Origin of the sequence: Klebsiella sp. Lac1 (genome assembly GCF_009825425.1) — a bacterium.
GTDB classification, from domain to species: Bacteria; Pseudomonadota; Gammaproteobacteria; order Enterobacterales; family Enterobacteriaceae; genus Klebsiella; species Klebsiella electrica.
On the sequence record NZ_VJZJ01000001.1, the window covers coordinates 279,768 to 304,471 of the forward strand.

Below are 24,704 nucleotides of genomic sequence, written 5' to 3' on the forward strand. Positions count from 1 at the left end.
AAGAAAATCGTTAAAGCAAGGAGGGGATTCTACGCGCCATAATCTCTGCCGGGGAAGGGCGAAGATCAATTCCCCGGCAAATAGCCGTTTTCATGCGGGCGAACGGGCGGCGGATGCGCTGGCCGCCCGAATGGGTCAGAGGATTACGCCAGCTGGGATTGCGCCCAGAAGATACCGCTGGCGTACTCTGGCGGCAGGATAGGTTTTAAGGCTTCCAGCGTGGCGCTCAGGCGGTCGGTATCGCTGTCGGTCAGGTTAAGGTGACCCACTTTGCGTCCCGGACGCACCTCTTTGTCGTACCAGTGCAGATGCACCAGCGGCAGCTTCAGCCAGTCGTAGTTGAGATCGGTACCGATCAGGTTGATCATCACCGAAGGGCTGTTCACGACCGGCGGCGGCAGCGGCAGGCCGGTAATCGCCCGCAGATGCAGTTCGAACTGGCTGATCGAGGCCCCGTTCTGGGTCCAGTGACCGCTGTTGTGCACGCGCGGCGCCAGCTCGTTAATCAGCAGGCCATCAGCGGTGACAAAACACTCCATCGCCATCACGCCCACGTAGTTCAGCTCGTGCATAATGGCGGAAAGCATGCTTTCCGCCTGGTCCTGCTGGCGGGCATTGGCCTGCGGGAAGGCGACGCTGGTACGCAGAATGCCCTCCTGGTGCAGGTTGCGGGTGAGCGGGTAGAACACCGTGCTGCCATCCTGCGCGCGGGCGCCAACCAGCGACACTTCGGCGGAAAAGTTGATGCCTTGCTCAACGATGCATTCGCCATAGTTCTCTTCCGGCAACTGCGCAATGTCGTTTTCGCGCAGTCGCCACTGGCCGCGACCGTCGTAACCACCCACGCGACGCTTAACGATAGCCAGCTCGCCCAGACGTGCGAATACCGCCGGCCACTCGTTTTTATCTGCCAGCAACTGCCACGGCGCGGTGGCGAGCCCGAGCTTATCAAACAGCTGTTTTTGCGTCAGACGGTCGGCAATGATCGGGAATACATCGCGGTTAACAAACGCCGGGTGGCGCGCCAGTTCACGTGTGAGCGCCGTTTCCGGCCAGCGTTCGATTTCGGCAGTGATCACGCTTTGCTGAAACGGCACCGCTTCAGGATCGGCTTCCAGGCCGACTGGCCAGACGGCGATGCCCAGCGGTTCCCCGGCCTGACGTAGCATCCGGCCTAGCTGGCCGTTGCCAAGGATGCAAACCTGTTTCATGCCGCACCCCGTGGGTCCGGATTCTCCAGCACCTCATCGGTCTGGGCCTGACGCCAGGCGCTCAGGCGCTGATGCAGCTCAGCGTCGTGCACCGCCAGAATCTGCGCCGCCAGCAGGGCCGCGTTGGCGGCGCCGGCTTTGCCGATGGCCAGCGTACCGACGGGAATTCCGCGCGGCATCTGAACAATAGAGTAGAGACTGTCTACGCCGCTTAACGCCGCGCTTTGGACCGGCACACCTAACACCGGCACCAGGGTTTTCGCCGCAATCATGCCCGGCAGATGCGCCGCGCCGCCCGCACCGGCAATAATCACCTGGTAACCGTTGCCTTCCGCGCCTTCGGCAAAGCTAAACAGCTTATCGGGCGTCCGGTGTGCAGAGACCACTTCAACATGGTACGGAACGTTCAGGGCATCAAGGATTTCTGCGGTAAATTGCATGGTAGCCCAGTCGCTTTTGGACCCCATCACGATGGCGATACGCGCCGAATTATTGCGGGAAGACATGCGTCTTAAAACTCCTGTGGGTGTGCTTCACACTGCTTTAGAGGCCACAGAGAATAACATGATCTTTCGGCAAGGAAAACGGTTGCGTCACCGGTGATGGGGGGAAAATGCGCGGGAAATTAAAACGGGAAGGAGATCAGTTCAACGTCGTCTTTGCTGACTTTGACCATCGACCCTTCGCTGTGCCAGGCGCCGAGGACCACGCGAAACGCCGGCTTGCCGTTGGCCTCTAACGGGTGGACGTCAGGGCGATGCGTGTGGCCGTGAATCAACCACTGTACCTGATTCCTTTCCAGCGCCTCGACCACGGCCTGCGGATTGACATCCATAATTTCCAGCGACTTGCTGCTGTTGGCCGCTTTGCTGTCGGCGCGCATTCTGGCGGCGATGCGGCGGCGAATAAACAGCGGCAGGGCAAGGAACAGACGCTGAATCCACGGAGTATGGACTTTGGCGCGAAAAGCCAGATAGCCCGGATCGTCGGTGCAGAGCGTATCGCCGTGCATAATCAGGACCCGACGACCGTACAGGTCGAGCACTTTTTCTTCCGCCAGCAGCGTCATCCCGCAGACGCGTGCGAAGCGCTGGCCAACGAGAAAGTCGCGGTTGCCGTGAACAAAATAGCAGGGCACGCCTGATTGCGTTAATGCGTTGATTGCCGAGGCGATTTGCTGATGCAGCGGGTTCGGATCGTCATCGCCAATCCAGGCTTCAAACAGGTCGCCAAGGATATACAGCGCATCCGCCTCGCGGGCTTCGCCGGCTAAAAAGCGCAGAAAACCGGCGGTGATCGCCGGTTCTTCTGTTTGCAGATGTAAATCCGCAATAAACAGTGTCGCCACGAATTACTCGCTGACGGTGACGCTTGTGATCACAACATCTTCTTTCGGCACATCCTGATGCATGCCGCTGCGGCCGGTAGCCACCGCTTTGATTTTGTCGACCACGTCTAAACCTTCAACCACTTCGGCAAATACGCAGTAGCCCCAGCCCTGCAGGTTTTCACCAGAGAAGTTCAGGAAGTCGTTATCGACAACGTTAATAAAGAATTGCGCGGTGGCGGAGTGAGGTGCCTGAGTACGGGCCATGGCCAGAGTACCGCGGGTGTTTTTCAGACCGTTGTTAGCTTCGTTCTGGATCGGGGATTTGGTGGTTTTCTGCGCCATGCCCGGCTCAAAGCCGCCGCCCTGGATCATAAAACCGTTGATAACACGGTGGAAAATGGTGTTGTTGTAGAAACCTTCGCGGCAGTAATCCAGGAAGTTTTTAACTGTTTCCGGCGCTTTGTCGTCAAAGGTTTTGATGACGATATCGCCATGATTAGTGTGGAAAGTAACCATTTTTGCATCCTGTTCCGATGATTGTGGTGCTTAAACCCAACGTTGGGCGTGACATAGGGGGCTGTTATAGCATAACCGCCGGGTTCGATCACCTTGCATTGTGTGCTGCTTCGGGGTTGAATTAAGGTTAGAATACGCGACTTAATATTCACACACGTCTACACGGAATCTTCGATGTTAAAAATTTTTAATACCCTGACGCGCCAAAAAGAAGAGTTTAAACCTATCCATGCCGGGGAAGTGGGCATGTACGTGTGTGGAATTACCGTTTACGATCTCTGTCATATCGGCCATGGCCGTACTTTCGTCTCTTTTGACGTGGTCGCCCGCTACCTGCGTTTTCTCGGCTATAAGCTGAAGTACGTCCGCAACATTACCGATATCGACGATAAAATCATTAAGCGTGCGAATGAGAACGGCGAAAGCTTTGTCGCGCTGGTCGATCGCATGATTGCCGAAATGCACAATGATTTCGATGCGCTGAATATTCTGCGTCCGGATATGGAGCCTCGCGCTACCCACCATATTCCCGAGATTATTGAAATCACCGAACAACTGATCGCGCGCGGCCATGCGTACGTGGCGGACAACGGGGATGTGATGTTCTCGGTACCGACCGATCCGAATTACGGGCAGCTGTCGCGCCAGGATCTCGACCAGTTGCAGGCCGGCGCGCGCGTTGATGTGGTTGACGTCAAGCGCAACCCGATGGATTTCGTGCTGTGGAAAATGTCGAAAGCGGGCGAGCCGAGCTGGCCGTCCCCGTGGGGTAACGGTCGTCCTGGCTGGCACATTGAATGTTCGGCGATGAACTGCAAACAGCTGGGCAACCATTTTGATATCCACGGCGGCGGATCGGATCTGATGTTCCCGCATCATGAAAACGAAATCGCCCAGTCTACCTGCGCCCACGATGGCGAGTATGTGAACTACTGGATGCACTCCGGGATGGTGATGGTTGACCGTGAGAAAATGTCAAAATCGCTGGGCAATTTCTTCACCGTGCGCGACGTACTGAAGTACTACGATGCGGAGACCATTCGCTACTTCCTGATGTCCGGCCACTATCGTAGCCAGCTGAACTACAGCGAAGAAAATCTCAAGCAGGCGCGTTCTGCGCTGGAGCGTCTGTATACCGCGCTGCGCGGAACCGACAAATCGGCAGAGCCGGCCGGCGGCGACGCCTTCGAAGCGCGCTTTATTGAAGCGATGGATGACGATTTCAACACGCCGGAAGCCTATTCCGTGCTGTTCGATATGGCGCGTGAAGTGAACCGTCTGAAGACGGAAGATGTCGCTGCTGCTAACGCCATGGCCGCACATATGCGCAAGCTCTCCGGCGTGCTGGGGCTGCTGGAGCAGGAGCCGGATGTCTTCCTGCAAAGCGGCGCGCAGGCTGACGACGGCGAAGTTGCGGAAATCGAGCAGCTGATTCAGCAGCGTCTGGATGCGCGTAAAGCGAAAGACTGGGCCGCTGCGGATGCTGCGCGTGACCGTCTCAATGAGATGGGGATCGTGCTGGAGGACGGACCGCAGGGAACCACCTGGCGCCGTAAGTAAGCGAGAATAAAACGCCCGGCTTGCCGGGCGTTTTATTGAATAGAATCAGTCAGTAACGGTCACGTTCTGGCCTTCAAAACTCACCGTCTGACCGGCGACGATTTTGCAGCGTTTGCGGGTTTCTACCGCGCCGTCAACCTTCACCAGACCCTCGGCAATCGCTATTTTGGCCTGCGCGCCGCTCTCACTCCAGCCTTCGAGCTTCAGCAGATCGCACAGTTCAACGTGTGGGTGTTTGCCCAGAGAAAAATTCGCCATCTCAGGCCTCCTGAATATCGTGATATTCTTCGCACGCCTGCAGCGTGTTTTGAATGAGCGTAGCAACGGTCATCGGGCCGACGCCGCCGGGCACCGGTGTGATGTATGACGCGCGTGCGGCGGCATCTTCATAGACGACATCGCCAACCACTTTGCCGTTTTCCAGACGGTTAATACCGACATCCACCACGATAGCGCCTTCTTTAATCCATTCGCCCGGAATAAAGCCCGGTTTACCCACCGCGACGATCAGCAGGTCGGCGTTTTCGACGTGATGACGCAGGTTTTTGGTAAAGCGGTGGGTGACGGTGGTGGTGCAGCCCGCCAGCAGCAGCTCCATGCTCATCGGACGGCCCACGATGTTCGATGCACCGATAACCACGGCATTCAGGCCGTAGGTGTCGATATTGTAACGCTCAAGCAGGGTAACGATTCCGCGCGGCGTACACGGGCGCAGGCGCGGGGCGCGCTGGCACAGACGGCCGACGTTATAGGGGTGGAAACCGTCAACATCTTTGTCCGGGGCGATACGCTCCAGCACTTTCACGTTATCAATTCCGGCAGGCAGCGGCAGCTGTACCAGAATACCGTCGATAGTGGTATCGGCATTCAGCGTATCAATCAGCTCCAGTAATTCCGCCTCGCTGGTGGTTTCCGGGAGATCGTATGAGCGGGAGACAAATCCCACCTCTTCACACGCTTTGCGCTTGCTGCCGACATAAATCTGCGACGCCGGGTTGCTGCCGACCAGTACGACGGCTAACCCTGGGGCGCGTTTTCCGGCCGCAGTACGGGCCTTCACTTTTTCCGCAACCTCAGCGCGTACCTGCTGCGCAATCGTTTTACCGTCAATAATTTTTGCTGCCATCAGAGAGAGGATTCCATCTGTATCTTAACGAAAGGGGGATGTGGATATTTTGTCAGAAGCCAGCCTCGCTGTCAGTCCTCGTTTGAATTTTTATCCCTCTTTGACAAAATTAAGGGCTAAAGACACCGCGGTTTAAAGGGATATTTGGCGCATTTAAGGGGAACTGGAACTATTTATTGTCGTCGAGCGCGATAAGTGCTGAAAACCGGCGATGGATGAACTTTGCGCAACCTTTGTCGTATATATAGGCAAGTTAGTTATGCCGCAGCAGTTTCATGGCAAAATGCATTGACTCACTGAGCGTTGACCGTATAATTCCAGGCGGTTTCACTCCATGAAACATCCGCATTTCAGTGCGCCCTTAGCTCAGTTGGATAGAGCAACGGCCTTCTAAGCCGTAGGTCACAGGTTCGAACCCTGTAGGGCGTACCATTCAAAAATCAAACGCTTATCAAACTCCTCCAGCCGCTGATTTTCCCGTGTGGGACATATTTGGGACATCTTCCTCAAAAATAGAGTCAATTTGTCGCGCATGTTCCGTTAAGTGGTTAGGTGCCAGGTGAGCATATCGACGTACCATCTCAATGCTCTCCCATCCTCCCATTTCCTGCAGGACGGATAGGCAGGTTTGACGTGTTCTGGCTCTGTATAGGCACAAGTGACGTGTTTTGCCCATTAGGGTTGATATCTCTTAGCGTTAACTTGCTGCGCTGGGAGGGAGCGGGTATCTCTGGTCGATTTGTGGCGCATCGCTTAGAAGCCGGCCAGATTTTGCCATGAGGTATCCGGCGATTTCTTCAGGCGTCAAATCTACCTGGAGCATGTCTTCATCCTGGAACCATTCATTAGGCCAGTAGATGAGGTCGGACGCATTGGCATCAAAGTTTTTCTTCAGCAATCCCAGCGCGTAACTTTGTTCCGATCTCTTGCCTTCAGCATTGCACACGAAACTAATTATCTGAATTAGTTCATCCCAGGTTAAATCCGCAACGTATTTCTCCTGATTAAATGCCATCCGGGTAAAGTTCTTTGCGTCGGTCCATGAGGAAAAGTCACGGAAATCAGAGAATTCATACGGATTAACGACCTGCCTGTTCCAGTCATCAATCATCGCTTTTAGCCCTTCATCATCTTCGTCGGCGCCGTTATCAATTTGCGACAGTATTTCTTCGGCTGCGTCCGCTAGTTCTTTAAGTTTCTGGCGATTTATCTTGGCTGGCTTAAAACGTTCGGGTAAGGGCATCAGGTCTTCCTTGTTAAGTTGAGACTCAGCAGCGACAAGTCATTACGCAATCTTCGTTAAGTACTCGGCAAAAGTCTATAAAACAATCAATTTCTCTTCTGGTTACGAACAAATTTATTCTTTCATTAATTGCAATATAAACAATGATCATCCCGTTATCTGTAATTATAATGACTGTATAAATATCAGGTATGGCATATGTCCAGACAAAACGTAAACGTAAACGTAAACGTAAACGTAAAACCGGTATTACTCAGTTATGAGCAGATAGAGGCCATTCAAAAATCAAACGCTTATCAACTTCCTCCGGCCGCTGATTTTCCCGTGTTGGAAATATTTGGGAGATTTTCCTAAAAAACCGAGTCAATTTGCCGCGCAGGATCTGTTAATGGTCAGTTGCATGGTGGGCATATCGACGTACCATCCCAATACTCTCCCGGCTACCCATTTCCCGTAGCACAGACGGCGGAACGCCGGACTGAATTAATCAACTGGTCCGGTGTGTCTCAGGCCATGAAAACGAAAGTCTGTAATCAGCGGTATTGAACTTCGCCAGGTTATTGCAAATCTGGTGCGCCAGGCGAAGAATGCCAGAATGCATCTGCGTTCGCTGCGGACAGTGGGTTCAGGAACTTCGCACAAGGGAGGCGGTAATGTTCAAAATATATTTACCTTTAAGTTTTCTTGGAGGTGCCCTGATAGGGTCTGATAACCTGCAAACCGGTGAGGTGGAAGGAACTATCTTTGGTGTGATGTTTATTGTGGTGGCCGTGATTATCATTCTCTCTGAGGTTATCAGAACCCATACGCTCAACCGGGATAAGTGACCAAATTCATCTCAGAATGTAAAGCATGTACCTGCCAGTCTGTTGCCAGCAAACACGGATTTAAGTGGGGCCGGGCGTGCGGGAACCAGTGATGCTGGCACGTAATGGTGTCTCCCCAGTTAGCGGGTATTTACGCAGCAGGAGCATTGTGGGTAGTGTACCCAGCGCCAGAGCGTTGTGTAAGCACACCCGTTTTTGTTCTACCCACTTTTTGCTGTTTTTCAGCCATCAGCCAGTACCCTTCCGGTGTCAGGGGGGATTGATGAAGGCGGTACAAATCAGAATCGAGCGTGTTCTCCAGATGACGAAAAAGGCGTTTAATTGAATGGTTAAGCGACTTGAGAGGTTGCGGGCCGACTCTGGCATCGCCGTAACGCCTGACATGCGTGCTGGATAGGGCTTCTCACGTTTTTGCGGGCAATATTCGAACCTCTCTGAACTACCGCTTCCGGCTGAGAATTGACAGGGGCTGTTCGTACCGTTCATGTTCATGGTGGCTTGAGCAACCCTGAAACGTCCACGCCAGCTGGCGTTAATAATGATTCCGCGTTGTGTCAACGATGGCAACCTTTAAAAAGAAGAGGTGAGACGATGATTACGGATTACCTGTTTATGTCTTATGTTGCGATCGCTTCCTGCTGGCCTGTCACGCTGATCCTGCTGTCGGTTGCCATAATTTTGTTATTGCATGCTGAGCGTAAGGTGTTGAGAGTGACTATCGTTGCCCTGGTGGGTTTTCTGGCTTTTGCCGCCTGGCAGTTTGGGACTGCAATGCATAAACCTCCTTTAATGCTGGCCGGTGGGACCGCATGGCTCTCTGAGCAGATAGCAATATGGGATCAAAGGCAGTAATCTTATCCATGGTTTCTGTCATCCCTCGCCAGCCTTCATTGCCTTCTTCAGCGCCGTTATCAATTTGCGACAGTATCTCTTCGCCTGTCCGCTAATTTTTTAAGTGTCTGGTGGTTTATTTGGTCTGGTTTCATGCGCTCGGGTAATTTATATCAAAGGGTTGGCTGTCAGTTTGATGTATTTCCGGACAAAGGAAATAATCAGCATTAAGATTCTATTGATGCCACGTATAAGAAAAATTGGTTAATATGAGCGGCATTTATACAAAGGAGGGTTATGTTGATGAATAAAATCATTATAAGCATTATGGCCGTGATGTTGTGCGGTTGCGTGGACCTTGGTCGCGTTGGTCTTCACCCGGAATTAAAAACGGCGTATTTCGACGGACAAAAGCATATCGTAGAAAGTTGTCTGTACTCCGCTGCGCTCTCGCAAAAGCTGTCATTAATGAAGGATGACTCGTTGCCTGGAGGGACGGAGCGTTACGATTTACAGGACGCTAATTATGAAAATGTAGCGTGGGTCGACATCACCCCTTCTGGTGAAAAACAAACCAGTGCGTACTTTTTTTACGCACCCCATGATCCCGATGTGCACAAGTCCATTTTGTCTATGATAGCAAAGTGTCAGAATCCTTTTTAATGACCCGTCAGGTCATGTAGTGGTTAACCGGGCACAAGCATTGCGTCAGTGAGATAATGAGTATGACATTCAAATTAATGACGATGATTGGCGCAGTACTGGTCGCGTTAGCAATAGTCCTGTTTTTCCCCAAAATACTCCGTGAATCACAGACCAATACTGAAATAGAAAAAATGTTACAACATCCCGACAGTACTTTTATTGTTTTCAGCAACTGCAAAAAGGACGTGTCAGATGTTGACCGTTGCTACAACGCATACAGTGCTGCGGTACAGATTGCGGACTCGAAAAGTTGTACTCCCTCTGGGATTAAGCTCAAGCGTCAATTTAAGCGACTTGTGGAGCACGCGGAAGACAGAGACATTGAGAATGAAATAAGCAAAGAGTGCCAGTTAAAATGATAATTTATGCTAACAATGAGTTGTGGCTGATTCTGAGCTGCCAGGTGCTGTCAATGTCCTCCTCCCACGTCTTACCCGCCTTATTAAGCCGTTTCGCGATAAATACGGCGGATACTACGCCCCCGTTAACCCGGTGAATCCCATAAAAGCCAGCGACATCAGACCCGCGGTAATAAGCGATATCGGAGAGCCTTTGAAGGGGGCCGGCACATTCGCGGCTTTCAGACGATCGCGAAGCGACGAGAAGAGCACCTGCACGAGTGAGAAACCAAAGGCGGCGCTGAAGCCATAAAACGTAGAAAGAAGGAATCCGTTGTTCTGAGTAATGTTGATGAGCGGCACTGCCAGAACTGCGCAGTTGGTGGTGATCAGTGGCAGGAAAATACCTAACAGACGATACAGGGCAGGGCTGGTTTTTCGGATAAAAGTCTCTGTGAGCTGAACCACAACCGCGCTGGCAAAAATATAGACCATCACGCGAGATAGGTCAGTTCGTAGGGCACCAGCAGATAATTATCAAAAAACCATGCCAGTGCGCTGACCAGCGTCAGGACGAAGGTTGTCGCAAACGACATTCCTGTTGCCATCTCCGGTTTCCCTGAGGCTCCCATAAACGGGCATAGCCCAAGGAAGCGGGACAGGACAAAATTGTTAACCAGTACCGCGCTGATAAAGAGTATGCCGAATTCTTGCATGGGTAAGTCCCTGCTTTTGACATATTTGCTTACATAATACGGATTATCCTTTCTGGTATCGACCATGAAAAATTTAAGGGAACCTGGATTTTGTCGCCGATGGTGAGATTCGCATTGTCGCTCGTCTCACCATGCCATCAGCCGCCGAAAGCTCAGCTTCTGCCCTGAGCGGATTATCTGCTTTCAGATGACGGAAATACCCGCGCACAGAGAAAATCGACCATCGCCCGAATTTTAGGCGAGGGATGTCTGCTGGCGGGCCAGAGCACGTAGAAGACGCCAGTACGCTCCACGCGGTCGGCCAGAATGGTGCGCAACCGTCCATCTGCCAGTGGTTCTCTGATCGAGAATTCCGGCAGACAGGCGATTCCCAGGCCCTGAAGCGCAAAGCACACCCGCGTCTCAATATTGTTGCAGATCATTGAGGTGGGGAGCTGCAGATCGGCTTCTCCCGGCGCTTGCCGCAGCGCCCACGGCTCCAGCTTACCGCTGTTGGGAAAGCGGTAGTGCAGGCAGGTGTGATCCAGCAGATCGGCGGGCACTTCGGGTATACCTCGTCGCGCCAGATAATCGGGCGAGGCGACCAGCATCGAGCGGAAGGTGCCCAGCTTCCGCGCGGACAGGCGCGAGTCCGTCGGATCTCCCGTTCTGACCACCACGTCGAACCCCTCTTCGATCACCTCGACCAGCCGATCGGTGAAGTCCAGATCCAGCTCGATGGCCGGGTATTCGCGCATGAACTCGCCAAGCACCGGTAACACCAGCGAGCTGACCAGGGGCAGGCTGATCCGTAACCGGCCCCGCGGCGTGGCCGTCGCCTGCGACAATTCCATTTCCGCGGCTTCGATCTCGGCAAGGATACGTCGGCTACGCTCCAGGAACAGCGTTCCCTCGGCCGTCAGGGTGATGCTGCGCGTGCTGCGGTGAAACAGGCGCACGCCAAGCTTCTCTTCCAGCCTCGCCACGCTTTTGCCGATGGCGGATGCCGACACGCCCAGCAGCCGACTGGCCGCGACGAAGCTGCGTGTCTCGGCGACCCGGACGAACACGACGAAGCCATTCAGGTTGTCCACTTCATACCTCCATTGCGGACAAATAGTTCCGCTAAGAACGGAACTGTACCCTACTTTTTCTTTAATAGCTGCGTTTCTATCATGCGGGAATGTTCACTGATGAAAGGAGTTGCCCATGTCTGTTCCCGCCTTGTCTCTGCACGCAGGCGTCCCACTTGCACATCTGTCCGCCCGCATTCAGGCCGCTGTTCAGAAGGCGCTGGATGAACGCCGTCTGGTTGGCGCCGTGGTCCTGGTCGCCCGCGACGGCGTGCTTCTTCACCGCCAGGCCGCTGGCTGGGCCGACAGCGAAAGCCGTCGGGCAATGACCACGGATGCTATCTTCCGTCTGGCATCGGTGAGCAAGACCATCGTCTCAACGGCGGCGCTGGTGCTGGTGGCTCAAGGTCGGCTCAATCTGGATGACGCTCTCGAACGCTGGTTGCCCGAGTTCAGACCACGCTTGGCCGACGGCCAGCCTGCGCGGATCGCCGTATGGCAATTGCTGAGCCACACCGCAGGGCTGGGCTATCGCTTCTTCGAGACGGATACCCGGGGGCCCTATGCGCGGGCCGGCGTGTCGGATGGTATGGATATGTCCGGTATTAACCTTGCGGAGAACCTGCGCCGCATCGCCAGCGTGCCGTTGCTGTACGAGCCAGGCACGAGCTGGGGCTATTCACTGGCAACCGATGTGCTGGGGGCCTTGATCGAACGGGTGTATGGCGAACCGCTTGATATCGCTGTACATCAGCTCGTGACCGGCCCGTTGGCCATGGCGGATACCGGCTTTATCGCGCGGGATGCGCAGCGCGTAGCGACCGCTTACGTGAACGATGAACCTCAGCCGCACCCGCTGGCGGAAGGGGAAATCGTTTCGCCCTTCGACAGGGTGGTCGGCATTCGCTACAGTCCTCAGCGCATCTTCAATCCGCAGGAATTTCCTTCGGGCGGCGCGGGCATGGCGGGAACGGCCGAAGACTTTATGCGCCTGCTGGAAGCCCTGCGTCAGGGGCAGGGGGCGATTTTGCCCAACGAACTGATTGCGGAAATGGCGCGCGATCGGACAACGAATATGGCGCTGCCCAATGTACCGGGCTTCGGCTTTGGGCTGGGATTTTCGGTTCTGCGCGATCCGACGCTGGCCGCCTCACCTGAATCAGAAGGCACCTGGCGTTGGGGAGGCGCCTATGGCCACTCATGGTTCGTGGATCGCGCGCAGGGGCTTAGCGTCGTCGCTTTCACCAACACCCTGTATGAAGGCATGTCGGGGCGCTTCGTCACCGATCTGCGCGATGCGGTCTACGGCGCTCCGGGGACTGAGCGATGAATTCGACGATGCAGAAATCCATGCCCGTCGCATCGCTGCTGGCGCTTGCGATGGCGGCTTTCATTACCATTCTGACCGAAGCGCTGCCGGCTGGCCTGTTGCCCCAAATGGCGCAAGGCCTGGCCGTCAGTGAAGCATGGGTCGGCCAGACGGTCACTGTCTATGCCATCGGCTCTCTGGTGGCCGCCATTCCGCTGACCGCCGCCACTCAAGGCGTCCGTCGCCGGCCGTTGCTGCTGGCCGCCATCGCGGGTTTCGCTATCGCCAACCTGGTGACGACGCTCTCCGCCAGCTATGCGCTGACCATAGTGGCACGTTTCCTGGCAGGCGTGTCGGCGGGGCTACTATGGGCGCTGCTGGCGGGCTATGCGGCGCGGATGGTGCCTGACGCTCAGAAGGGCCGCGCTATCGCTATCGCGATGGTGGGTACACCGCTGGCGCTGTCGCTGGGCGTGCCTGCCGGTACTTTGCTCGGCAATTTGCTGGGATGGCGCATGTGCTTTGCCATCATGAGCCTGATGGCGCTAATGCTGATGGTCTGGGTGAGACTGAGAGTGCCGGACTTTGCGGGGCAGCCCGCGGGAAAACATTTCTCGTTGCGCCAGGTGTTCAGCCTGCCGGGGATTCGCCCGGTGCTGTTCGTCGTGCTGGCCTTTGTTCTTGCGCATAACATCCTTTATACCTACATTGCGCCATTTCTGATGAGGGCGGGAATGGCGGAGCGCACCGATGTGGTGCTGCTGGTTTTTGGCATGACCTCGCTATTCAGCATCTGGGTTGTCGGCGTGCTGATCGACCGGTACCTGCGCGCACTGACCCTGGCAAGCACGGTCTTATTCGGCCTGGCGGCATGGCTGCTGGGGATGGTGGGCGGCGATCCCATCGCGGTCTACGCGGCGGTAGTGATGTGGGGTGTGGCTTTCGGCGGGGCGGCGACCTTGTTTCAGACCGCGCTGGCGAGAAGTGCGGGCGAGGCTGCCGATATGGCGCAGTCCATGCTGGTTACCGCCTGGAATGCGGCGATTGCCTGCGGCGGGATTGTTGGCGGCTTGCTGTTGGAGAGTCTCGGCGTAGGGGCATTCTCTCCTGCGCTACTGGTGCTGTTGCTGGCTACGCTCCTGGTGGCGTGGTCTGCCAGGCGTCACGGTTTCCCCACTTCAGCGTCATGAGACAGGAGAGAAGCGCGGCATCCTGACGGTGTAAAACCGCTCACTTTATCTGCGCAGATATCCCTCATGTGCCATAAACGAGACCTGGATCAATACGATGCCATGATGAAAGTCGCATAAATCAGCCATTATTGTCGTTTCCAGATGATAAATTAGCGGGCGACCAGCCGCGCTAAGCTTAGCGCCGGTCTGGTCGCGTGGCTCTCATGCACCGCTTATTGTCCGGAATGCGTCCTGGCTAGCTGCGCCATCTCTTTCTCTAAACGGTCGAGGCAGTCAGCGCGAATATCCGCCGGTGATGCTGCGCCTGTCAGAGTCATCGTCACCTTCATATCTTCAGCATACAGGCGCAGCAGGTGTGCAACGCCAGCTTCTCCTGCCGTCGCCAGCGCATAAATATATGAACGTCCCAGCAGTACCCCTTTCGCGCCAAGGGCAAGCATCCGGATAACGTCCACCCCGGAACGCACCCCGGAATCGACCAGAACCGTGAGGTCATCACCGATGGCATCCACCACCCGGGGCAGCGCCCTGGCCGTTGGGATTGCGCCATCAAGCTGCCGGCCCCCGTGGTTAGAAACCACGATGCCATCAGCGCCCAGACGGACGGCATTCTTTGCATCCTCAGGGTCAAGGATGCCCTTGATAATCAACTTCCCTTTCCAGCTGTCGCGTATCCACTCCAGATCGTGCCATGCAATGGAGGGGTCGAAGTTATTGCTTATAAACCCCATATAGTCGTCCATCGTCATCTTGTGTCCGGTGTAGGCTTCAATGTTACCAAACGACAGGGGTCTGCCAGCCAGCCCAACGTCTATGGCCCAGCGGGGATGGGTACAGGCCTGCAGGTATTGTCTCAGGGTGGCGCGCGGTCCGGACATCCCCGAGCGATTATCGCGATAGCGCGAGCCGGGGATGGGCATATCGACGGTGAAAACCAACGTTTTCATTCCTGCGGCCCACGAGCGTTCGAGGGCATTGCGCATGTAACCGCGATCTTTAAGTACGTACAGCTGTGACCAGAGTTCACCGGAGGCATGCTGTGCAACTTCTTCAATCGGGCATACCGATACCGTGGAAAGGGTATAAGGGATGCCGGCGTCGGTTGCGGCGCGCGCCGCTTTGACTTCACCGCGCCGTGCGTACATGCCAGTGGCTCCGACAGGGCCCAGCGCGACCGGCATTGCCCATGACGATCCAAGGATATTCGTCGTCAGCGTCGGGTCGCCAACACCGCAAAGCACCCGCTGACGCAGCGCAATTGAGGCGAGTTCAGTTGAGTTCGCGTGCATGGTATTTTCTGCTACCGCGCCGCCGTCAATATAATCAAACAGAAATCGAGGAAGACGATGACGGGCGGCCTCACGATAATCGGCGGGTGCTGAAACGATCATTTTTCTTTCCTTATGGGTCTTAACTAAGTTTATGTTCTGCAGGCAGAAAGACTATAGGCCCAATGAAATGAGGGGAAAAATGAAATTTTAGAATCCCGGTCATGCAGAAAGGGAATAACCTGATTTTTTAACGCTGTTGATTTTCCTGATGAAATATTTCTGGTGAAAATGCGTTCATTCGTTGACAGCAATATTTGCTAGTGAAATAACAACCTCGCTCTTGGGTTTTACTCTACGATTGTGTATTGTCCGGACGACATCTTACTTTCAATTTCACTACCCATAATGAATGGTGACCCTTTATCGGGTTGTTTAACAATGACGTTAATGAGGACAATAATGAGAGTCCTCATTATATTAATTCTTCAGGAATATGCTGGTTTGAACGTCTTCGTGCATGAAGCGGTGCAAACAGGCTAAAGGGTAGAAAATATGACTCTGCGTTCATTACAGGCATTGTGTCTGACGAGTTTTTTTATTGCCGATGTTCGTGACGGACTGGGACCTTTTCTCGGCATTTTTCTGACCCAGCATCACTGGCAACCGGATGATATCGGTTTACTGATGACCGCCGGCGGCATGGCAGGATTGCTGGCGACGCTGCCCGCAGGGTTCATCACCGACGCTTCGCAGAACAAGCGTCTGATGCTGGCGCTGCTCTGCGTCATCATTACCGGGAGCACACTTTTGCTCTGGTTCAGTCAGGGAAACGGCGTGGTCGCACTCTCGCAAATCGTCAGCGGTATATGCGCGGCTTTTGTCGGCCCGCTTATCACCGGCATTACGCTGGGTCTGACGGGGCAAAACGGCTTTAGTGCGCAGATGGGCAAAAATGAGGCCTTCAACCACGCGGGAAATTTCGCCACGGCATTGATTGCCGGAGGGATCGCCTGGCGCTGGGGGATTGGCGGTATTTTCATCTTAATGGCCTGTACGATGTTATTAACCCTCGTTGCCTTGCTGGCTATACGCCGCGGCGATATCGATAACCAGGCGGCGCGAGGGCTGGAGTTGACGGATACCCCACAGATCCCCGACTTCTCGGTACTGACCAAAAACACCGCGCTGTTGATTACCGGATTGACGCTGCTGTTGTTTCATCTGGCGAATGCGGCGCTGCTGCCGATGCTCAGCATGCGAATTGCCTCCGCTCCCGGCGCCATCAACCCCGGGCTGTGCGCCGCGGCCACGGTGATTATTTCTCAGGCGGTCATGATCCCGGTGGCAATCTGGACCGCCGGACGAATCGATAAATATGGGTACTGGCGATTGATTATGCTGGCTCTGCTGATTATGCCGGTCCGCGCGGCGCTGGCGGCAAGCACTGCGGCACCGTTGATGATGGTGCCGGTACAAATACTGGATGGCTTAGCGGCCGGTGTGCTGGGCGTGGTGGTGCCGAGTTTCATTGTGGCGCTGCTGCGCGGAAGCGGGCACGTCAATGCTGGCCAGAGCGTGGTGATGCTGATGCAGGGAGCCGGCGCGGCCATGAGCCCGGCGCTGACAGGGATGATTGCCGGTCATTACTCGTTTGCCGCGGCCTTCAGCGTCCTGAGCGTTATCGCCCTGGCGGCGCTGATTATCTGGTGGCGTAATGCGCCGACGCTCTGCGCATCGATAGTCACGCCCACCCGGTCATACGATTGATCCCGGAAGCGGCGAGCCCGTGCGGGCGCTGTTCCGTCTCCGGGCGGCATCAATCCTGACCTGTCCTTTCGCGCCGGGGGAGCGACCCGCATCCCGGCGCCGTCAAGGGCGGTCGGCGCGCTTTGCTGGCGTCAGCGCTAGCTGACGTACAGCGCTATCAGCGCCACCGTTGCCGGGAGAGCCTGCACATACAGTATTTTCCGACTGGCGGTTGCGGCGCCGAACAGTCCGGCAATGATCACGCAGATCAGAAAGAACGCTTTAAACTCAAACCCGCTCTGCGCACTCCAGAGTCCCCACAGCAAACCGGCGGCCAGAAAACCGTTATACAGGCCCTGATTGGCTGCCATCACCCGGGTCTCGCGGGCAAAGTTTGCACTGAGGCTGAATGCTTTGCGTCCGGTCTTACTCTCCCACAAAAACATTTCCAGGATCAGAATGTAGATATGGATGGCGGCGACGATAAAAATAAGCGTATTGGCTAACACGGTAGTCCTTATTCAGGTTAGAGCACAGGGAACCCAGGTAAAACCCGCTTTTTATCGCGTGTTTTACCGTTTATATCAAAGAATAGCCGCATCACCCTGGCTATGTTGGAAATTCGGCCTGGAGAATGTCTCCAGGGTGATCATGCGCTGGCTGTTGAGGGGAATTTACAGGATGGGAACGAAACCGTTAATACTTTCTTTGGATGGACAAGAGGCCATCCCTCTGAATACGGTGTCCGGGACGCTGGGTCACCTCGGTATTGATCTCCGCGCGCTCGCGAATTCAGGAATGTGCAGTTTTGATCCGGGCTTCAGCAATACCGCCGGGTGTGAGTCGGCCATTTCCTATATCGATACTGAGAATAGCGTCCTGCTGCACCGTGGCTACCCGGTGGATCAGCTTGCCAGGCAGTGTGAATTTCTGGAAGTGGCGTACATTATGCTGCACGGAGAGGCGCCCGATGAGGAGAGCTATCAAGCCTTCCGGGAAAAAATTACCCGCCACACCCTGGTGCATGAGCAGATGTCGAAAATGTGCAGCGGATTTCGTCGCGACTCCCATCCGATGGCGCTGATGTGTGCCATGGTGGGCGCGCTGGCCGCTTTCTATCACGATGTGCTGGACGTCGAAAATCCCGAGCATCGTGCGCTGGCCGCCACCCGCTTGCTTTCCAAAATGCCGACGCTTGCGGCGATGAGCTATAAGTTTTCCATCGAGCAACCCTCGGTCTACCCGAGAAATGACCTCTCTTATGCCGGGAATTTCCTGCATATGCTGTTTGCAATTCCTGCGGAAAAGTACCAGGTGAACCCGGTTATCGAACAGGCGTTGAACCAGATTATGGTGCTCCATGCCGATCACGGGCAGTGCGCGTCGACCACCACGGTAAGGGCGGCCGGCTCCTCCGGAGCGAATCTCTTCGCCTGCGTGGCGGCCGGTCTGGCGTCGATGTGGGGGCCAATGCACGGCGGCGCCAACGAGGCCAGTATGCAAATGCTGGGGGATATTGAGAGCGTCGAACAGGTCCCGGCGTTTATCAGCAAGGTAAAAAGGGATCCCCTGGCTTTCCGTCGGCTGGGCTTTGGCAACTCGCGCTACAAATATCTCGATCCCCGGGCGGCCATTCTGCGCGAAACCTGCCATAAAGTGCTGGCGGAGCTGGGCATGTCGGATCGGCTGCTTCAGGTGGCAATGGCTCTGGAAGAGGTGGCGCTCCACGATCCTTACTTTGTTGAGAATGGACTTTCGCCGAGCGTCGATTTCTATACCGCCGTGATCCTGAAGGCGATGGGACTCCCTTCGTCGATGTTTGTCGTCATGACCGCGGTGGGACGCACGCTGGGTTGGGTTGCGCACTGGAACGAAATGCACGAGTCGCCGCTGAAGATTTATCGCCCACGGCAGATTTACACCGGAGAAGCGGCGCGGGATTACGTTTCGCGTCGCGGGATAAAATAAGGACATGTCCGGTCCGGCGATGAGAGCCATTGCCGGACTTTCCACAGGCGAGGCAGGACCAGGTGCGGTTAGCCGAAGAGGCGTCGCTATGCTACCTGAAACGCGGCCAGTGGCGCGTTTCAGAATATCCGCGCAAGCGACAGCGCAGAGGCGCTGGTCTTTACAGGAAGATTAAATGGAGATGAAGTTTATATATCCGTGTTATCCGGATTATTTGAAACGGCAATCCACAGCAGGGACAGAGAAAATAAAGCCAGCGCGGCGACGGAACCGATAATTCCGATATAAATGAATACTGTCATCAACATAGTGTGACCTTCGGTGTGGTTAATCTGTGTCGGTTATATTTTTTTACAATCGAAAACGCTCTTCCAGGGCATTAATCGCATCGGTAAGAGTGGGTCTCCGGCGGACCAGCGCTGTCTGCCCCTGGGCTTTTCCGCAGTCCTACAGGTGCACTGCCCCTGATAATGAGCGGACCAGCGTTCCTGATAATCGCTCTGACCGGCGGTTGCTGGATAAAGTTCCCGTCAAGAATCTATTTTGCTGTCATAAACATTCCCGGGACAGACCGAAGATCAAAAAATAAGTAGGCAATGGGGCGGCAGCAGGAATAATCTACTGATTAAGTTGTCAGTAACGGTAAGTATGTGCATAGTTTTATCAGCAAAAAATACGGTAAAAAAACGGTAAAAAAATAATGCTTGCTAATTGCTGGCCTACATGCGTTAATGACTTCAACGGTTTGAGTCTTAAAAATTATCTGCAGTAGTTTCTGGAATTTTCTCATCACATTTATCTTCTGATATCTCCTTTTGGGTATTTTTCTCTTCGATAAGTTTTTTTGCAGGCCAGAGATGCCCTTGGGGCAAATTAAAAAAACGAACAACATATCTCAGACAATCACTACAATAAGGTCATGATTAAGCCGGTGAAAAACCTCAGGTTAATCATGCAGAGAATGGTCGCAAAAGAAAGCGTATTCTTTGCCTGCTGTTCAGTACGGTGATTTCTGCACTATCCTTGAAAACCAGCGATCGGTTTTCAGCAGAGTATCACCTGTGGTCCCTGCGGTAGTGAATGTTGTCATACATAAAGGTTAACATCATGACTGAATACATTCATTTCAGATGCCCGTGTTGTCATGGGTCACAATACAGAACATCGCATTACGATGTGACGGAAAAAAATCCCTTTGGCGCAAAATGTATCTTTTGTAAAACATCAATGGTTACATTTGATAATATTGCTCCTTACATTTCCAGCGGCATGGCGACAATGACGTGTCAGAAATAATGCAAGGGCCCCGGACGGGGCCTTTTCTTTTTTCATTCCATAATGCATGGCATAGCCAGCATTATGCTTGCAGCCAGGTGGTAGACTCATGAAGAAAGTCATCGTTTTTTTCAATGCATTACCGGCGGTTGTCGCAAAGATAGTACCGGGCGTAACAACAATATTACGTGAGTATCCTGACGGCGAACAAAAACAACTGCAGATCATGTCTGCGGAATTTCCTTCCTTGACGGGCGATCATCGTATTGTACACGTTGCCTCCGATCGCGATTTAACATCAGCCGAGATTCAACACGCGGCGGGAAAACTGTTGTCATAGCGCGGCGATGAACGGCGGCCGGCGGCAAGATGAGTCAGGCTTTATGCCGCGCCGACAGGGGCGACAGCATGATTTAACCGGTGAAGATCCTGTGAGCGCCTATAATTTAAAGGCGTGTGTTGCTAGCTGAGGTAAAGTTGTATGATTACGCACCCGGAAGTTCGCCGCTGGGCATCGGTCATGCTGACCTCCGCTTTACGCGGAGAGATGTCCCAGGAGGAAATATTGAAGCAGGTTCATATGATTTGTGAGAATCATGGTTCAGCGTGTCTGGAAGATGTTATCGATGAAATTTTAATTGAGGCGGGTCGTATTGGCTCAGGGCATAGCGACGGCACGTTTTATCGACATTGAGCCTGAGCATTAAAAGGCTATTGTGAAAGATCCTTTTTCATCGGAGATGGTCAGCTCTTTGCTTTCCGCCGCCCATACCATCTCCTGATTCTTAGAGCTAAAATAAGACCCGCGCATAATTTTTTCGTCGCCAAAATCAAATGTGATCTCAACAGGATGAACGGTGATATCAATCATATAGAGATGCCCATTGACATAACCTTTTACGCTGGCGGTGATTTGTTTTCCAATCCCGATATCGGTACGACAATTTTGAGCGTGAATTGTTGAGTTTCCAGTCATTTCTTATCTCTTGTTTGTCTGTAATCATTCGATATGAATGAACATTACCATATCTCATTCATCATATTAGAGTTAAATTAAGACTCATGCCATTTATCTTATTTTTATCGGGTTTTCTGCATTTAATAGGGCGATTGGGCTGTTTTTAGTGAAAACCCCTGAAACATAGCGATTAAAACCGCGATAAATTACCCACGATGGCCATTTCCCGGCATGTTTAGTGCTGTATGTTTTTTAATCGGCTAGTGGTATGATAGACCACATTCATTCAGCGGGTAAGATCTATGTCATTCTTCGACAACGCAATGAAGCGCTTGAGTTCCACCTCTGAGACCACGGTAACCTGTCCGGAATGCGGGCATAAGTCACGGCAGCCTGTTAACAAAATAAAGCATGGCGCGGCATTATTGTGTCCGCGCTGCAAGTCGATGTTCATCGTCACTAAATAATGTTTTCACCTCTCCCGTCACGCCCCTGGCGGGGTCGTGACGGATGTGGTTGCCGCCCGGACTTCAGTGTCAGAACGGACTTCGGCCAGTCGCAAGGTGCCCGGCCGATTCAGGCATGCGAGAGCGTCGGGAACATGAGCTTACGTTCCTTAAAGATATTTTCTTTTGCCGTATAGATGAAAAGAAAATCATCAATTTCAATCTTTTCGTATTCGCCCACGCGATCTTCCGTAGGGGTAAAGCCTAAAATAACCTGGCGGGTATGCTGCGCCGCAAGTTCATTCACGATCTTCGTCAGCGAACTCTCGCTGTCACAGAAAATATCAAAACAGAGCAGGGCATGATCGTTTTGCATGGCGATCGCCACGGCATTATTGTTCTCCGAATAATAGACGAAGTGCTTCATAAACGCCGAGCAGTAGAACATCAACAGGCCGAAGTTATTGCGTGCCGAGAGGCGGGAAAACGGGTTGGATTTCTGATAATAGTATTTGAGGATATTCACATCACTCTCTTTGTCCATATCCAGCTTGCGAAAATCCCCGGCGACAGGCGTAACCGGCAGGGCGTACTGGTACTCGTCGGTTTGTTCAAAGCCGAATTTGGGATAGAAATCAACGGTTGTGGAGTTCGCGAAGAGAAAAATACCGTCGGCCTGCTCCTGCCAGTCAGCCAGAATATGGTTAATCAGCTGGCTGGCCAGCCCCTTCTCGCGATGATCGGTGGCGGTCATCACGGTCCCAATCTGGATATAGCGCCGCGGCTGCCCCTGCCACATCAGATCGATAATGTTAGCCGACGCATTGGCAATGACTTTATTATGTTCGACAAATGCATAAGGAATATAGGACTCGCTCCAGTAGCCTTTTTTGTACCACTCTTTAAAAGAGAGGTCGAAGGTCTTAATTGCCAAATTAATGAAGCTGTTTCTTAACACATCATCATGGACAACCTGCTTGACTAATTTGTATTTCATTGGCCTGTATTCCTTTTTATAAGTTCTGAGACCCGACATGGCGACTACCAGTTTAATAGCAAAAATATTGGCTTATTTATAGCGTTGAGTATGAACTTTTCCTGATGTTTGTACAGTTTGTCCCTTCAGCGGTTTCTCAGGACGTTGGCTCGGTCACAGTACGCCGGGCCGAAAGGGGAGGCGGCCGACGAATGCGCTGAGCGATGACCCGCGACCGCTATCATTTTTGCGGCCTCATTTTCCGATATCAGTCTCACCGGTAAAATTTATTAGCGCTGAGATTTAATTTCTATTAACTCTCACCTGATTCACTCGGTACAAACTTGAAAATATATTTCTCATTGCGAATAGTTAAGCTGCCAGCTTAAATAATGAAAAGTTTAATCGATGCAACTCAGCATCGTGAATCGCGCCGCCCGCTTTATCTGCTGGCGCCGGGGCGGAAGTGTCTACCCGGTCTCGATGGTGACAACAGTGATGAGGTCATCGCCGTGATTCTCGATGTGACCCCCCGCTCGTCGCGAAGGCCGGAACCGATGAATGAGCGCCAGCGGTTTGATGAGATGGCGCAGCGCCAGGGCGGACGGCAGAAGAGCTTACCGCCGGGCAGATGTCGATGGTGGCGTATCGTCTTTGGCCTGGGATCGAGTCCTTCTCCACCACCCTACCTACGGCCTGCATAATTGTATCGCTGGCGGCAGGAGAGGCGAAGAGTCCGGTGGCGGCGAGCGCTTACTCATTACGCGTTCCTCCTGTCGCCGATAATCACGTGGTGACGACTCCGGTAGCCACAGCGGGCGGTATCGTCACCTTGCGTCTCTTGTGGCAGCGGCGAAAAATAGCCCGCGCGGGAGGCCAGCGTCAACGGCAAAGGGAGAATGACAAGTCTGGACACAGAAAAACCTGGCAGAGTGGGAGAAACGGCCCGTTTTTATCATTAAGAATATGATCGGGGTGGAGCTATTTTGTTTAATTATGGATAATGGCGGCGCGAGTAAATAAACATAATGTCTGTCAGTTTATTCTCAACAAAATATTTCCGGAGTCAGCCATCATGATACCGGCAGCGCTTGCTCCGGTATTAGGTTTTTCCGGCTTATGATGACGGGTCAGCAAGTGGATATATTAACGCAAGAAGGAATGCCTCGATGGCCAATAAACACTGGTCAATCACTGAACGCCTGCACCAGACGGTAACCAACCCTAATGTGATCATCCGCGGCAGTCACAGCTACTACAGCGACTGCTGGGATCGCGGGTTTGAACGTTGCGTGGTGCGCTACCTGCACGGCGATGCCGTCAGCGAAGGGTGGGAGCCCTTAGGCCATGTCGATAAGCTCTTTATTGGCAATTTCGTCTGCATCGCGCCGGAAGTGGTGATCCTGATGGGCGGCAACAGTACGCATCGGATGGACTGGGTCAGCCTCTATCCGTTTGTATCGTGCGTCAACGAAGCCTACCAGCATCGTGGCGATACCGTGCTGCAGGATGGCTGCTGGATTGGCATGCGGGCGATGATTATGCCGGGCGTCACGATTGGCGAGGGCGCCGTGGTGGCGGCGGGTGCGGTGGTCACCAAAGACGTACCGCCCTATAGTGTGGTAGGCGGAAATCCGGCCACTTTTATCAAGCACCGTTTTCCTGAGCCCGACATTGCGCGGCTGCTGAAGCTGAAGCTCTATGAATTAGAGGAAGAGACGCTGTTGACTCTGCAACCGCTGCTGTCGAGCCCGGATATTAGCGCGCTGGAACAGGCGGTGGCACGGCATCGGCAGGAGCGCCGTTAACCTGGCGGCAAGCGCGCCATGTGGGGTTTGCGGATCTGCTGCGCGGCGACGGCGGGGGAGTCCAGATAACCGGCTTTACCGCCGCCGAAGAAAGCCTCTTTTAATCGGCGAGAGTACCGCGGCCAATGATGCAGCAGGCGATTTTTGGGAAAAAATAGTGCAGATGTTAATAAAGTATTGCCGGTTTTGTTTAGAGGTAAAAACTGGATATTAGAAATAAGTGCAGAATGATATAACGCGATCAAGGTAATGACCCCTATCATAAACAGGGCGGGGGAATGTGCTATCATCGCGCCTTT

General features: G+C 53.7%; 30 protein-coding genes, 1 tRNA gene and 3 pseudogenes. 16 read left to right on the top strand and 18 right to left on the bottom strand.

The annotated features are described in order from the left end of the window. Positions 1-143 precede the first annotated feature (143 nt). The 4 genes from purK to ppiB all read right to left on the bottom strand — a co-directional run bounded on the left by purK (position 144) and on the right by ppiB (position 3,057). Positions 144-1,211, bottom strand: coding sequence for a 5-(carboxyamino)imidazole ribonucleotide synthase (purK, locus tag FNY10_RS01295; RefSeq protein WP_141965178.1), 1,068 nt, complete (start codon positions 1,209-1,211; stop codon positions 144-146). Then, positions 1,208-1,717 (bottom strand): 5-(carboxyamino)imidazole ribonucleotide mutase, encoded by a 510-nt coding sequence (gene purE / locus FNY10_RS01300; protein ID WP_160702121.1) that lies wholly within the window; start codon positions 1,715-1,717, stop codon positions 1,208-1,210. Before purE ends, purK begins: the two co-directional genes overlap by 4 nt. Positions 1,718-1,836: 119 nt before the next feature. Beyond that, positions 1,837-2,559 carry a UDP-2,3-diacylglucosamine diphosphatase gene (gene lpxH, locus FNY10_RS01305; RefSeq protein WP_160702119.1) on the bottom strand — a complete coding sequence of 241 codons (723 nt, stop codon included), beginning with the start codon at positions 2,557-2,559 and terminating at the stop codon, positions 1,837-1,839. 3 nt (positions 2,560-2,562) lie between these two features. Next, entirely contained in the window at positions 2,563-3,057 is a 495-nt protein-coding gene (gene ppiB / locus FNY10_RS01310) for a peptidylprolyl isomerase B (protein WP_100686607.1), read from the bottom strand. Positions 3,058-3,231: 174 nt separating this feature from the next. Here ppiB and cysS point away from each other — a divergent pair, with 174 nt between their 5' ends. Beyond that, the gene (gene cysS, locus FNY10_RS01315; RefSeq protein ID WP_100686606.1) at positions 3,232-4,617 is read left to right on the top strand and encodes a cysteine--tRNA ligase; all 1,386 of its coding nucleotides are present in this window, start codon (positions 3,232-3,234) and stop codon (positions 4,615-4,617) included. Between the two features lie 45 nt (positions 4,618-4,662). Here the strand turns inward: cysS and ybcJ are convergent, their stop codons facing one another. Continuing rightward, the gene (gene ybcJ, locus FNY10_RS01320; RefSeq protein WP_160702117.1) at positions 4,663-4,875 is read right to left on the bottom strand and encodes a ribosome-associated protein YbcJ; all 213 of its coding nucleotides are present in this window, start codon (positions 4,873-4,875) and stop codon (positions 4,663-4,665) included. 1 nt (position 4,876) lies between these two features. Further along, positions 4,877-5,743: a bifunctional methylenetetrahydrofolate dehydrogenase/methenyltetrahydrofolate cyclohydrolase FolD gene (gene folD, locus FNY10_RS01325; RefSeq protein WP_100686601.1), complete on the bottom strand. Its 867-nt coding sequence runs from the start codon at positions 5,741-5,743 to the stop codon at positions 4,877-4,879. 355 nt (positions 5,744-6,098) lie between these two features. Here folD and FNY10_RS01330 point away from each other — a divergent pair. Next, positions 6,099-6,175 (top strand) — tRNA-Arg (locus FNY10_RS01330). Positions 6,176-6,194: 19 nt separating this feature from the next. On the opposite strand, the pseudogene FNY10_RS26725 reads toward FNY10_RS01330, so the two are convergent. From FNY10_RS26725 to FNY10_RS26730, 3 genes and pseudogenes are all read right to left on the bottom strand, one after another. Next, positions 6,195-6,365, bottom strand: a pseudogene (locus FNY10_RS26725) (integrase); the annotation flags it as partial. A 75-nt stretch (positions 6,366-6,440) separates the two neighbouring features. Next, entirely contained in the window at positions 6,441-6,986 is a 546-nt protein-coding gene (locus FNY10_RS01335) for a hypothetical protein (RefSeq protein ID WP_100686649.1), read from the bottom strand. Positions 6,987-7,336: 350 nt separating this feature from the next. Further along, positions 7,337-7,520: pseudogene (locus FNY10_RS26730) on the bottom strand (tyrosine-type recombinase/integrase); the annotation flags it as partial. 119 nt (positions 7,521-7,639) lie between these two features. On the opposite strand from FNY10_RS26730, the gene FNY10_RS01340 reads away from it, so the two are divergent. From FNY10_RS01340 to FNY10_RS01350, 4 genes are all read left to right on the top strand, one after another. Beyond that, a complete protein-coding gene (locus tag FNY10_RS01340; RefSeq protein ID WP_160702115.1) occupies positions 7,640-7,813 on the top strand; it encodes a hypothetical protein in 174 nt (57 codons plus the stop codon). Positions 7,814-8,404: 591 nt separating this feature from the next. After that, a complete protein-coding gene (locus FNY10_RS26540) occupies positions 8,405-8,665 on the top strand; it encodes a hypothetical protein (protein ID WP_202395294.1) in 261 nt (86 codons plus the stop codon). Between the two features lie 282 nt (positions 8,666-8,947). Then, positions 8,948-9,307: a hypothetical protein gene (locus FNY10_RS01345; protein WP_131047548.1), complete on the top strand. Its 360-nt coding sequence runs from the start codon at positions 8,948-8,950 to the stop codon at positions 9,305-9,307. A 62-nt stretch (positions 9,308-9,369) separates the two neighbouring features. After that, a complete protein-coding gene (locus FNY10_RS01350; RefSeq protein ID WP_131047549.1) occupies positions 9,370-9,708 on the top strand; it encodes a hypothetical protein in 339 nt (112 codons plus the stop codon). A 114-nt stretch (positions 9,709-9,822) separates the two neighbouring features. On the opposite strand, the pseudogene rsxA reads toward FNY10_RS01350, so the two are convergent. Both rsxA and FNY10_RS01360 read right to left on the bottom strand, forming a co-directional pair. Further along, positions 9,823-10,403: pseudogene (rsxA, locus tag FNY10_RS01355) on the bottom strand (electron transport complex subunit RsxA). A 173-nt stretch (positions 10,404-10,576) separates the two neighbouring features. Continuing rightward, positions 10,577-11,476: a LysR family transcriptional regulator gene (locus tag FNY10_RS01360; RefSeq protein ID WP_160702113.1), complete on the bottom strand. Its 900-nt coding sequence runs from the start codon at positions 11,474-11,476 to the stop codon at positions 10,577-10,579. Positions 11,477-11,591: 115 nt separating this feature from the next. On the opposite strand from FNY10_RS01360, the gene FNY10_RS01365 reads away from it, so the two are divergent. Next, positions 11,592-12,785: a serine hydrolase domain-containing protein gene (locus tag FNY10_RS01365; RefSeq protein WP_160702111.1), complete on the top strand. Its 1,194-nt coding sequence runs from the start codon at positions 11,592-11,594 to the stop codon at positions 12,783-12,785. Then, positions 12,782-13,954, top strand: coding sequence for an MFS transporter (locus FNY10_RS01370; RefSeq protein WP_160702109.1), 1,173 nt, complete (start codon positions 12,782-12,784; stop codon positions 13,952-13,954). The genes FNY10_RS01365 and FNY10_RS01370 overlap by 4 nt, the downstream gene beginning before the upstream one ends. A 215-nt stretch (positions 13,955-14,169) precedes the next feature. Here FNY10_RS01370 and lldD read toward each other — a convergent pair whose 3' ends face one another. After that, positions 14,170-15,348 (bottom strand): FMN-dependent L-lactate dehydrogenase LldD, encoded by a 1,179-nt coding sequence (gene lldD / locus FNY10_RS01375; protein WP_131047554.1) that lies wholly within the window; start codon positions 15,346-15,348, stop codon positions 14,170-14,172. 432 nt (positions 15,349-15,780) lie between these two features. Here lldD and FNY10_RS01380 point away from each other — a divergent pair, with 432 nt between their 5' ends. Next, positions 15,781-16,995: an MFS transporter gene (locus FNY10_RS01380; protein WP_160702107.1), complete on the top strand. Its 1,215-nt coding sequence runs from the start codon at positions 15,781-15,783 to the stop codon at positions 16,993-16,995. Between the two features lie 137 nt (positions 16,996-17,132). Here the strand turns inward: FNY10_RS01380 and FNY10_RS01385 are convergent, their stop codons facing one another. Further along, positions 17,133-17,483 (bottom strand): DUF1304 domain-containing protein, encoded by a 351-nt coding sequence (locus tag FNY10_RS01385; protein ID WP_100685997.1) that lies wholly within the window; start codon positions 17,481-17,483, stop codon positions 17,133-17,135. A gap of 172 nt (positions 17,484-17,655) precedes the next feature. On the opposite strand from FNY10_RS01385, the gene FNY10_RS01390 reads away from it, so the two are divergent. Beyond that, positions 17,656-18,942: a citrate synthase gene (locus FNY10_RS01390; protein ID WP_100685998.1), complete on the top strand. Its 1,287-nt coding sequence runs from the start codon at positions 17,656-17,658 to the stop codon at positions 18,940-18,942. Positions 18,943-19,130: 188 nt separating this feature from the next. On the opposite strand, the gene FNY10_RS27260 is transcribed toward FNY10_RS01390, so the two are convergent. Next, complete coding sequence (locus FNY10_RS27260) at positions 19,131-19,250, bottom strand: YnaM/YnfT family protein (RefSeq protein ID WP_407081470.1); 120 nt, start codon at positions 19,248-19,250, stop codon at positions 19,131-19,133. A gap of 799 nt (positions 19,251-20,049) precedes the next feature. Here FNY10_RS27260 and FNY10_RS26545 point away from each other — a divergent pair. The 3 genes from FNY10_RS26545 (at position 20,050) to FNY10_RS01400 (ending at position 20,911) form a co-directional block, all read left to right on the top strand. Next, positions 20,050-20,238 (top strand): cold-shock protein, encoded by a 189-nt coding sequence (locus tag FNY10_RS26545; RefSeq protein WP_131047556.1) that lies wholly within the window; start codon positions 20,050-20,052, stop codon positions 20,236-20,238. Between the two features lie 88 nt (positions 20,239-20,326). Continuing rightward, entirely contained in the window at positions 20,327-20,557 is a 231-nt protein-coding gene (locus tag FNY10_RS01395; protein ID WP_100686001.1) for a hypothetical protein, read from the top strand. A gap of 141 nt (positions 20,558-20,698) precedes the next feature. Further along, positions 20,699-20,911: a hypothetical protein gene (locus FNY10_RS01400; protein ID WP_004858906.1), complete on the top strand. Its 213-nt coding sequence runs from the start codon at positions 20,699-20,701 to the stop codon at positions 20,909-20,911. A 9-nt stretch (positions 20,912-20,920) separates the two neighbouring features. Here FNY10_RS01400 and FNY10_RS01405 read toward each other — a convergent pair whose 3' ends face one another. Next, positions 20,921-21,193 (bottom strand): hypothetical protein, encoded by a 273-nt coding sequence (locus FNY10_RS01405; RefSeq protein ID WP_100686002.1) that lies wholly within the window; start codon positions 21,191-21,193, stop codon positions 20,921-20,923. 284 nt (positions 21,194-21,477) lie between these two features. Here FNY10_RS01405 and FNY10_RS26735 point away from each other — a divergent pair, with 284 nt between their 5' ends. After that, complete coding sequence (locus tag FNY10_RS26735) at positions 21,478-21,642, top strand: YnfU family zinc-binding protein (RefSeq protein ID WP_224742492.1); 165 nt, start codon at positions 21,478-21,480, stop codon at positions 21,640-21,642. 109 nt (positions 21,643-21,751) lie between these two features. Here the strand turns inward: FNY10_RS26735 and FNY10_RS01410 are convergent, their stop codons facing one another. After that, a complete protein-coding gene (locus FNY10_RS01410) occupies positions 21,752-22,618 on the bottom strand; it encodes a GNAT family N-acetyltransferase (RefSeq protein WP_100686003.1) in 867 nt (288 codons plus the stop codon). A 371-nt stretch (positions 22,619-22,989) separates the two neighbouring features. Here FNY10_RS01410 and FNY10_RS26550 point away from each other — a divergent pair, with 371 nt between their 5' ends. Continuing rightward, positions 22,990-23,301: a hypothetical protein gene (locus FNY10_RS26550; protein WP_202395293.1), complete on the top strand. Its 312-nt coding sequence runs from the start codon at positions 22,990-22,992 to the stop codon at positions 23,299-23,301. Positions 23,302-23,357: 56 nt separating this feature from the next. Here the strand turns inward: FNY10_RS26550 and FNY10_RS01415 are convergent, their stop codons facing one another. Next, complete coding sequence (locus tag FNY10_RS01415) at positions 23,358-23,513, bottom strand: hypothetical protein (protein ID WP_160702105.1); 156 nt, start codon at positions 23,511-23,513, stop codon at positions 23,358-23,360. A 253-nt stretch (positions 23,514-23,766) separates the two neighbouring features. Here FNY10_RS01415 and FNY10_RS01420 point away from each other — a divergent pair, with 253 nt between their 5' ends. Then, complete coding sequence (locus tag FNY10_RS01420) at positions 23,767-24,405, top strand: CatB-related O-acetyltransferase (RefSeq protein WP_131047559.1); 639 nt, start codon at positions 23,767-23,769, stop codon at positions 24,403-24,405. Here FNY10_RS01420 and FNY10_RS01425 read toward each other — a convergent pair. After that, on the bottom strand, positions 24,402-24,695 hold the full coding sequence (locus FNY10_RS01425) for a hypothetical protein (protein ID WP_160702103.1): 294 nt from the start codon (positions 24,693-24,695) through the stop codon (positions 24,402-24,404). The two genes, FNY10_RS01420 and FNY10_RS01425, sit on opposite strands and share 4 nt — an antisense overlap. Positions 24,696-24,704 lie beyond the last annotated feature (9 nt).

Coding starts and splice junctions, on each gene's coding strand:
- purK (WP_141965178.1), bottom strand. CDS start 1,211: ATGAAACAGGTTTGCATCCTTGGCAACGGCCAGCTAGGCCGGATGCTA.
- purE (WP_160702121.1), bottom strand. CDS start 1,717: ATGTCTTCCCGCAATAATTCGGCGCGTATCGCCATCGTGATGGGGTCC.
- ppiB (WP_100686607.1), bottom strand. CDS start 3,057: ATGGTTACTTTCCACACTAATCATGGCGATATCGTCATCAAAACCTTT.
- cysS (WP_100686606.1), top strand. CDS start 3,232: ATGTTAAAAATTTTTAATACCCTGACGCGCCAAAAAGAAGAGTTTAAA.
- ybcJ (WP_160702117.1), bottom strand. CDS start 4,875: ATGGCGAATTTTTCTCTGGGCAAACACCCACACGTTGAACTGTGCGAT.
- folD (WP_100686601.1), bottom strand. CDS start 5,743: ATGGCAGCAAAAATTATTGACGGTAAAACGATTGCGCAGCAGGTACGC.
- FNY10_RS01335 (WP_100686649.1), bottom strand. CDS start 6,986: ATGCCCTTACCCGAACGTTTTAAGCCAGCCAAGATAAATCGCCAGAAA.
- FNY10_RS01340 (WP_160702115.1), top strand. CDS start 7,640: ATGTTCAAAATATATTTACCTTTAAGTTTTCTTGGAGGTGCCCTGATA.
- FNY10_RS26540 (WP_202395294.1), top strand. CDS start 8,405: ATGATTACGGATTACCTGTTTATGTCTTATGTTGCGATCGCTTCCTGC.
- FNY10_RS01345 (WP_131047548.1), top strand. CDS start 8,948: ATGAATAAAATCATTATAAGCATTATGGCCGTGATGTTGTGCGGTTGC.
- FNY10_RS01350 (WP_131047549.1), top strand. CDS start 9,370: ATGACATTCAAATTAATGACGATGATTGGCGCAGTACTGGTCGCGTTA.
- FNY10_RS01365 (WP_160702111.1), top strand. CDS start 11,592: ATGTCTGTTCCCGCCTTGTCTCTGCACGCAGGCGTCCCACTTGCACAT.
- FNY10_RS01370 (WP_160702109.1), top strand. CDS start 12,782: ATGAATTCGACGATGCAGAAATCCATGCCCGTCGCATCGCTGCTGGCG.
- lldD (WP_131047554.1), bottom strand. CDS start 15,348: ATGATCGTTTCAGCACCCGCCGATTATCGTGAGGCCGCCCGTCATCGT.
- FNY10_RS01380 (WP_160702107.1), top strand. CDS start 15,781: ATGACTCTGCGTTCATTACAGGCATTGTGTCTGACGAGTTTTTTTATT.
- FNY10_RS01390 (WP_100685998.1), top strand. CDS start 17,656: ATGGGAACGAAACCGTTAATACTTTCTTTGGATGGACAAGAGGCCATC.
- FNY10_RS27260 (WP_407081470.1), bottom strand. CDS start 19,250: ATGTTGATGACAGTATTCATTTATATCGGAATTATCGGTTCCGTCGCC.
- FNY10_RS26545 (WP_131047556.1), top strand. CDS start 20,050: ATGACTGAATACATTCATTTCAGATGCCCGTGTTGTCATGGGTCACAA.
- FNY10_RS01395 (WP_100686001.1), top strand. CDS start 20,327: ATGAAGAAAGTCATCGTTTTTTTCAATGCATTACCGGCGGTTGTCGCA.
- FNY10_RS01400 (WP_004858906.1), top strand. CDS start 20,699: ATGATTACGCACCCGGAAGTTCGCCGCTGGGCATCGGTCATGCTGACC.
- FNY10_RS01405 (WP_100686002.1), bottom strand. CDS start 21,193: ATGACTGGAAACTCAACAATTCACGCTCAAAATTGTCGTACCGATATC.
- FNY10_RS26735 (WP_224742492.1), top strand. CDS start 21,478: ATGTCATTCTTCGACAACGCAATGAAGCGCTTGAGTTCCACCTCTGAG.
- FNY10_RS01410 (WP_100686003.1), bottom strand. CDS start 22,618: ATGAAATACAAATTAGTCAAGCAGGTTGTCCATGATGATGTGTTAAGA.
- FNY10_RS26550 (WP_202395293.1), top strand. CDS start 22,990: ATGAAAAGTTTAATCGATGCAACTCAGCATCGTGAATCGCGCCGCCCG.
- FNY10_RS01420 (WP_131047559.1), top strand. CDS start 23,767: ATGGCCAATAAACACTGGTCAATCACTGAACGCCTGCACCAGACGGTA.
- FNY10_RS01425 (WP_160702103.1), bottom strand. CDS start 24,695: ATGATAGCACATTCCCCCGCCCTGTTTATGATAGGGGTCATTACCTTG.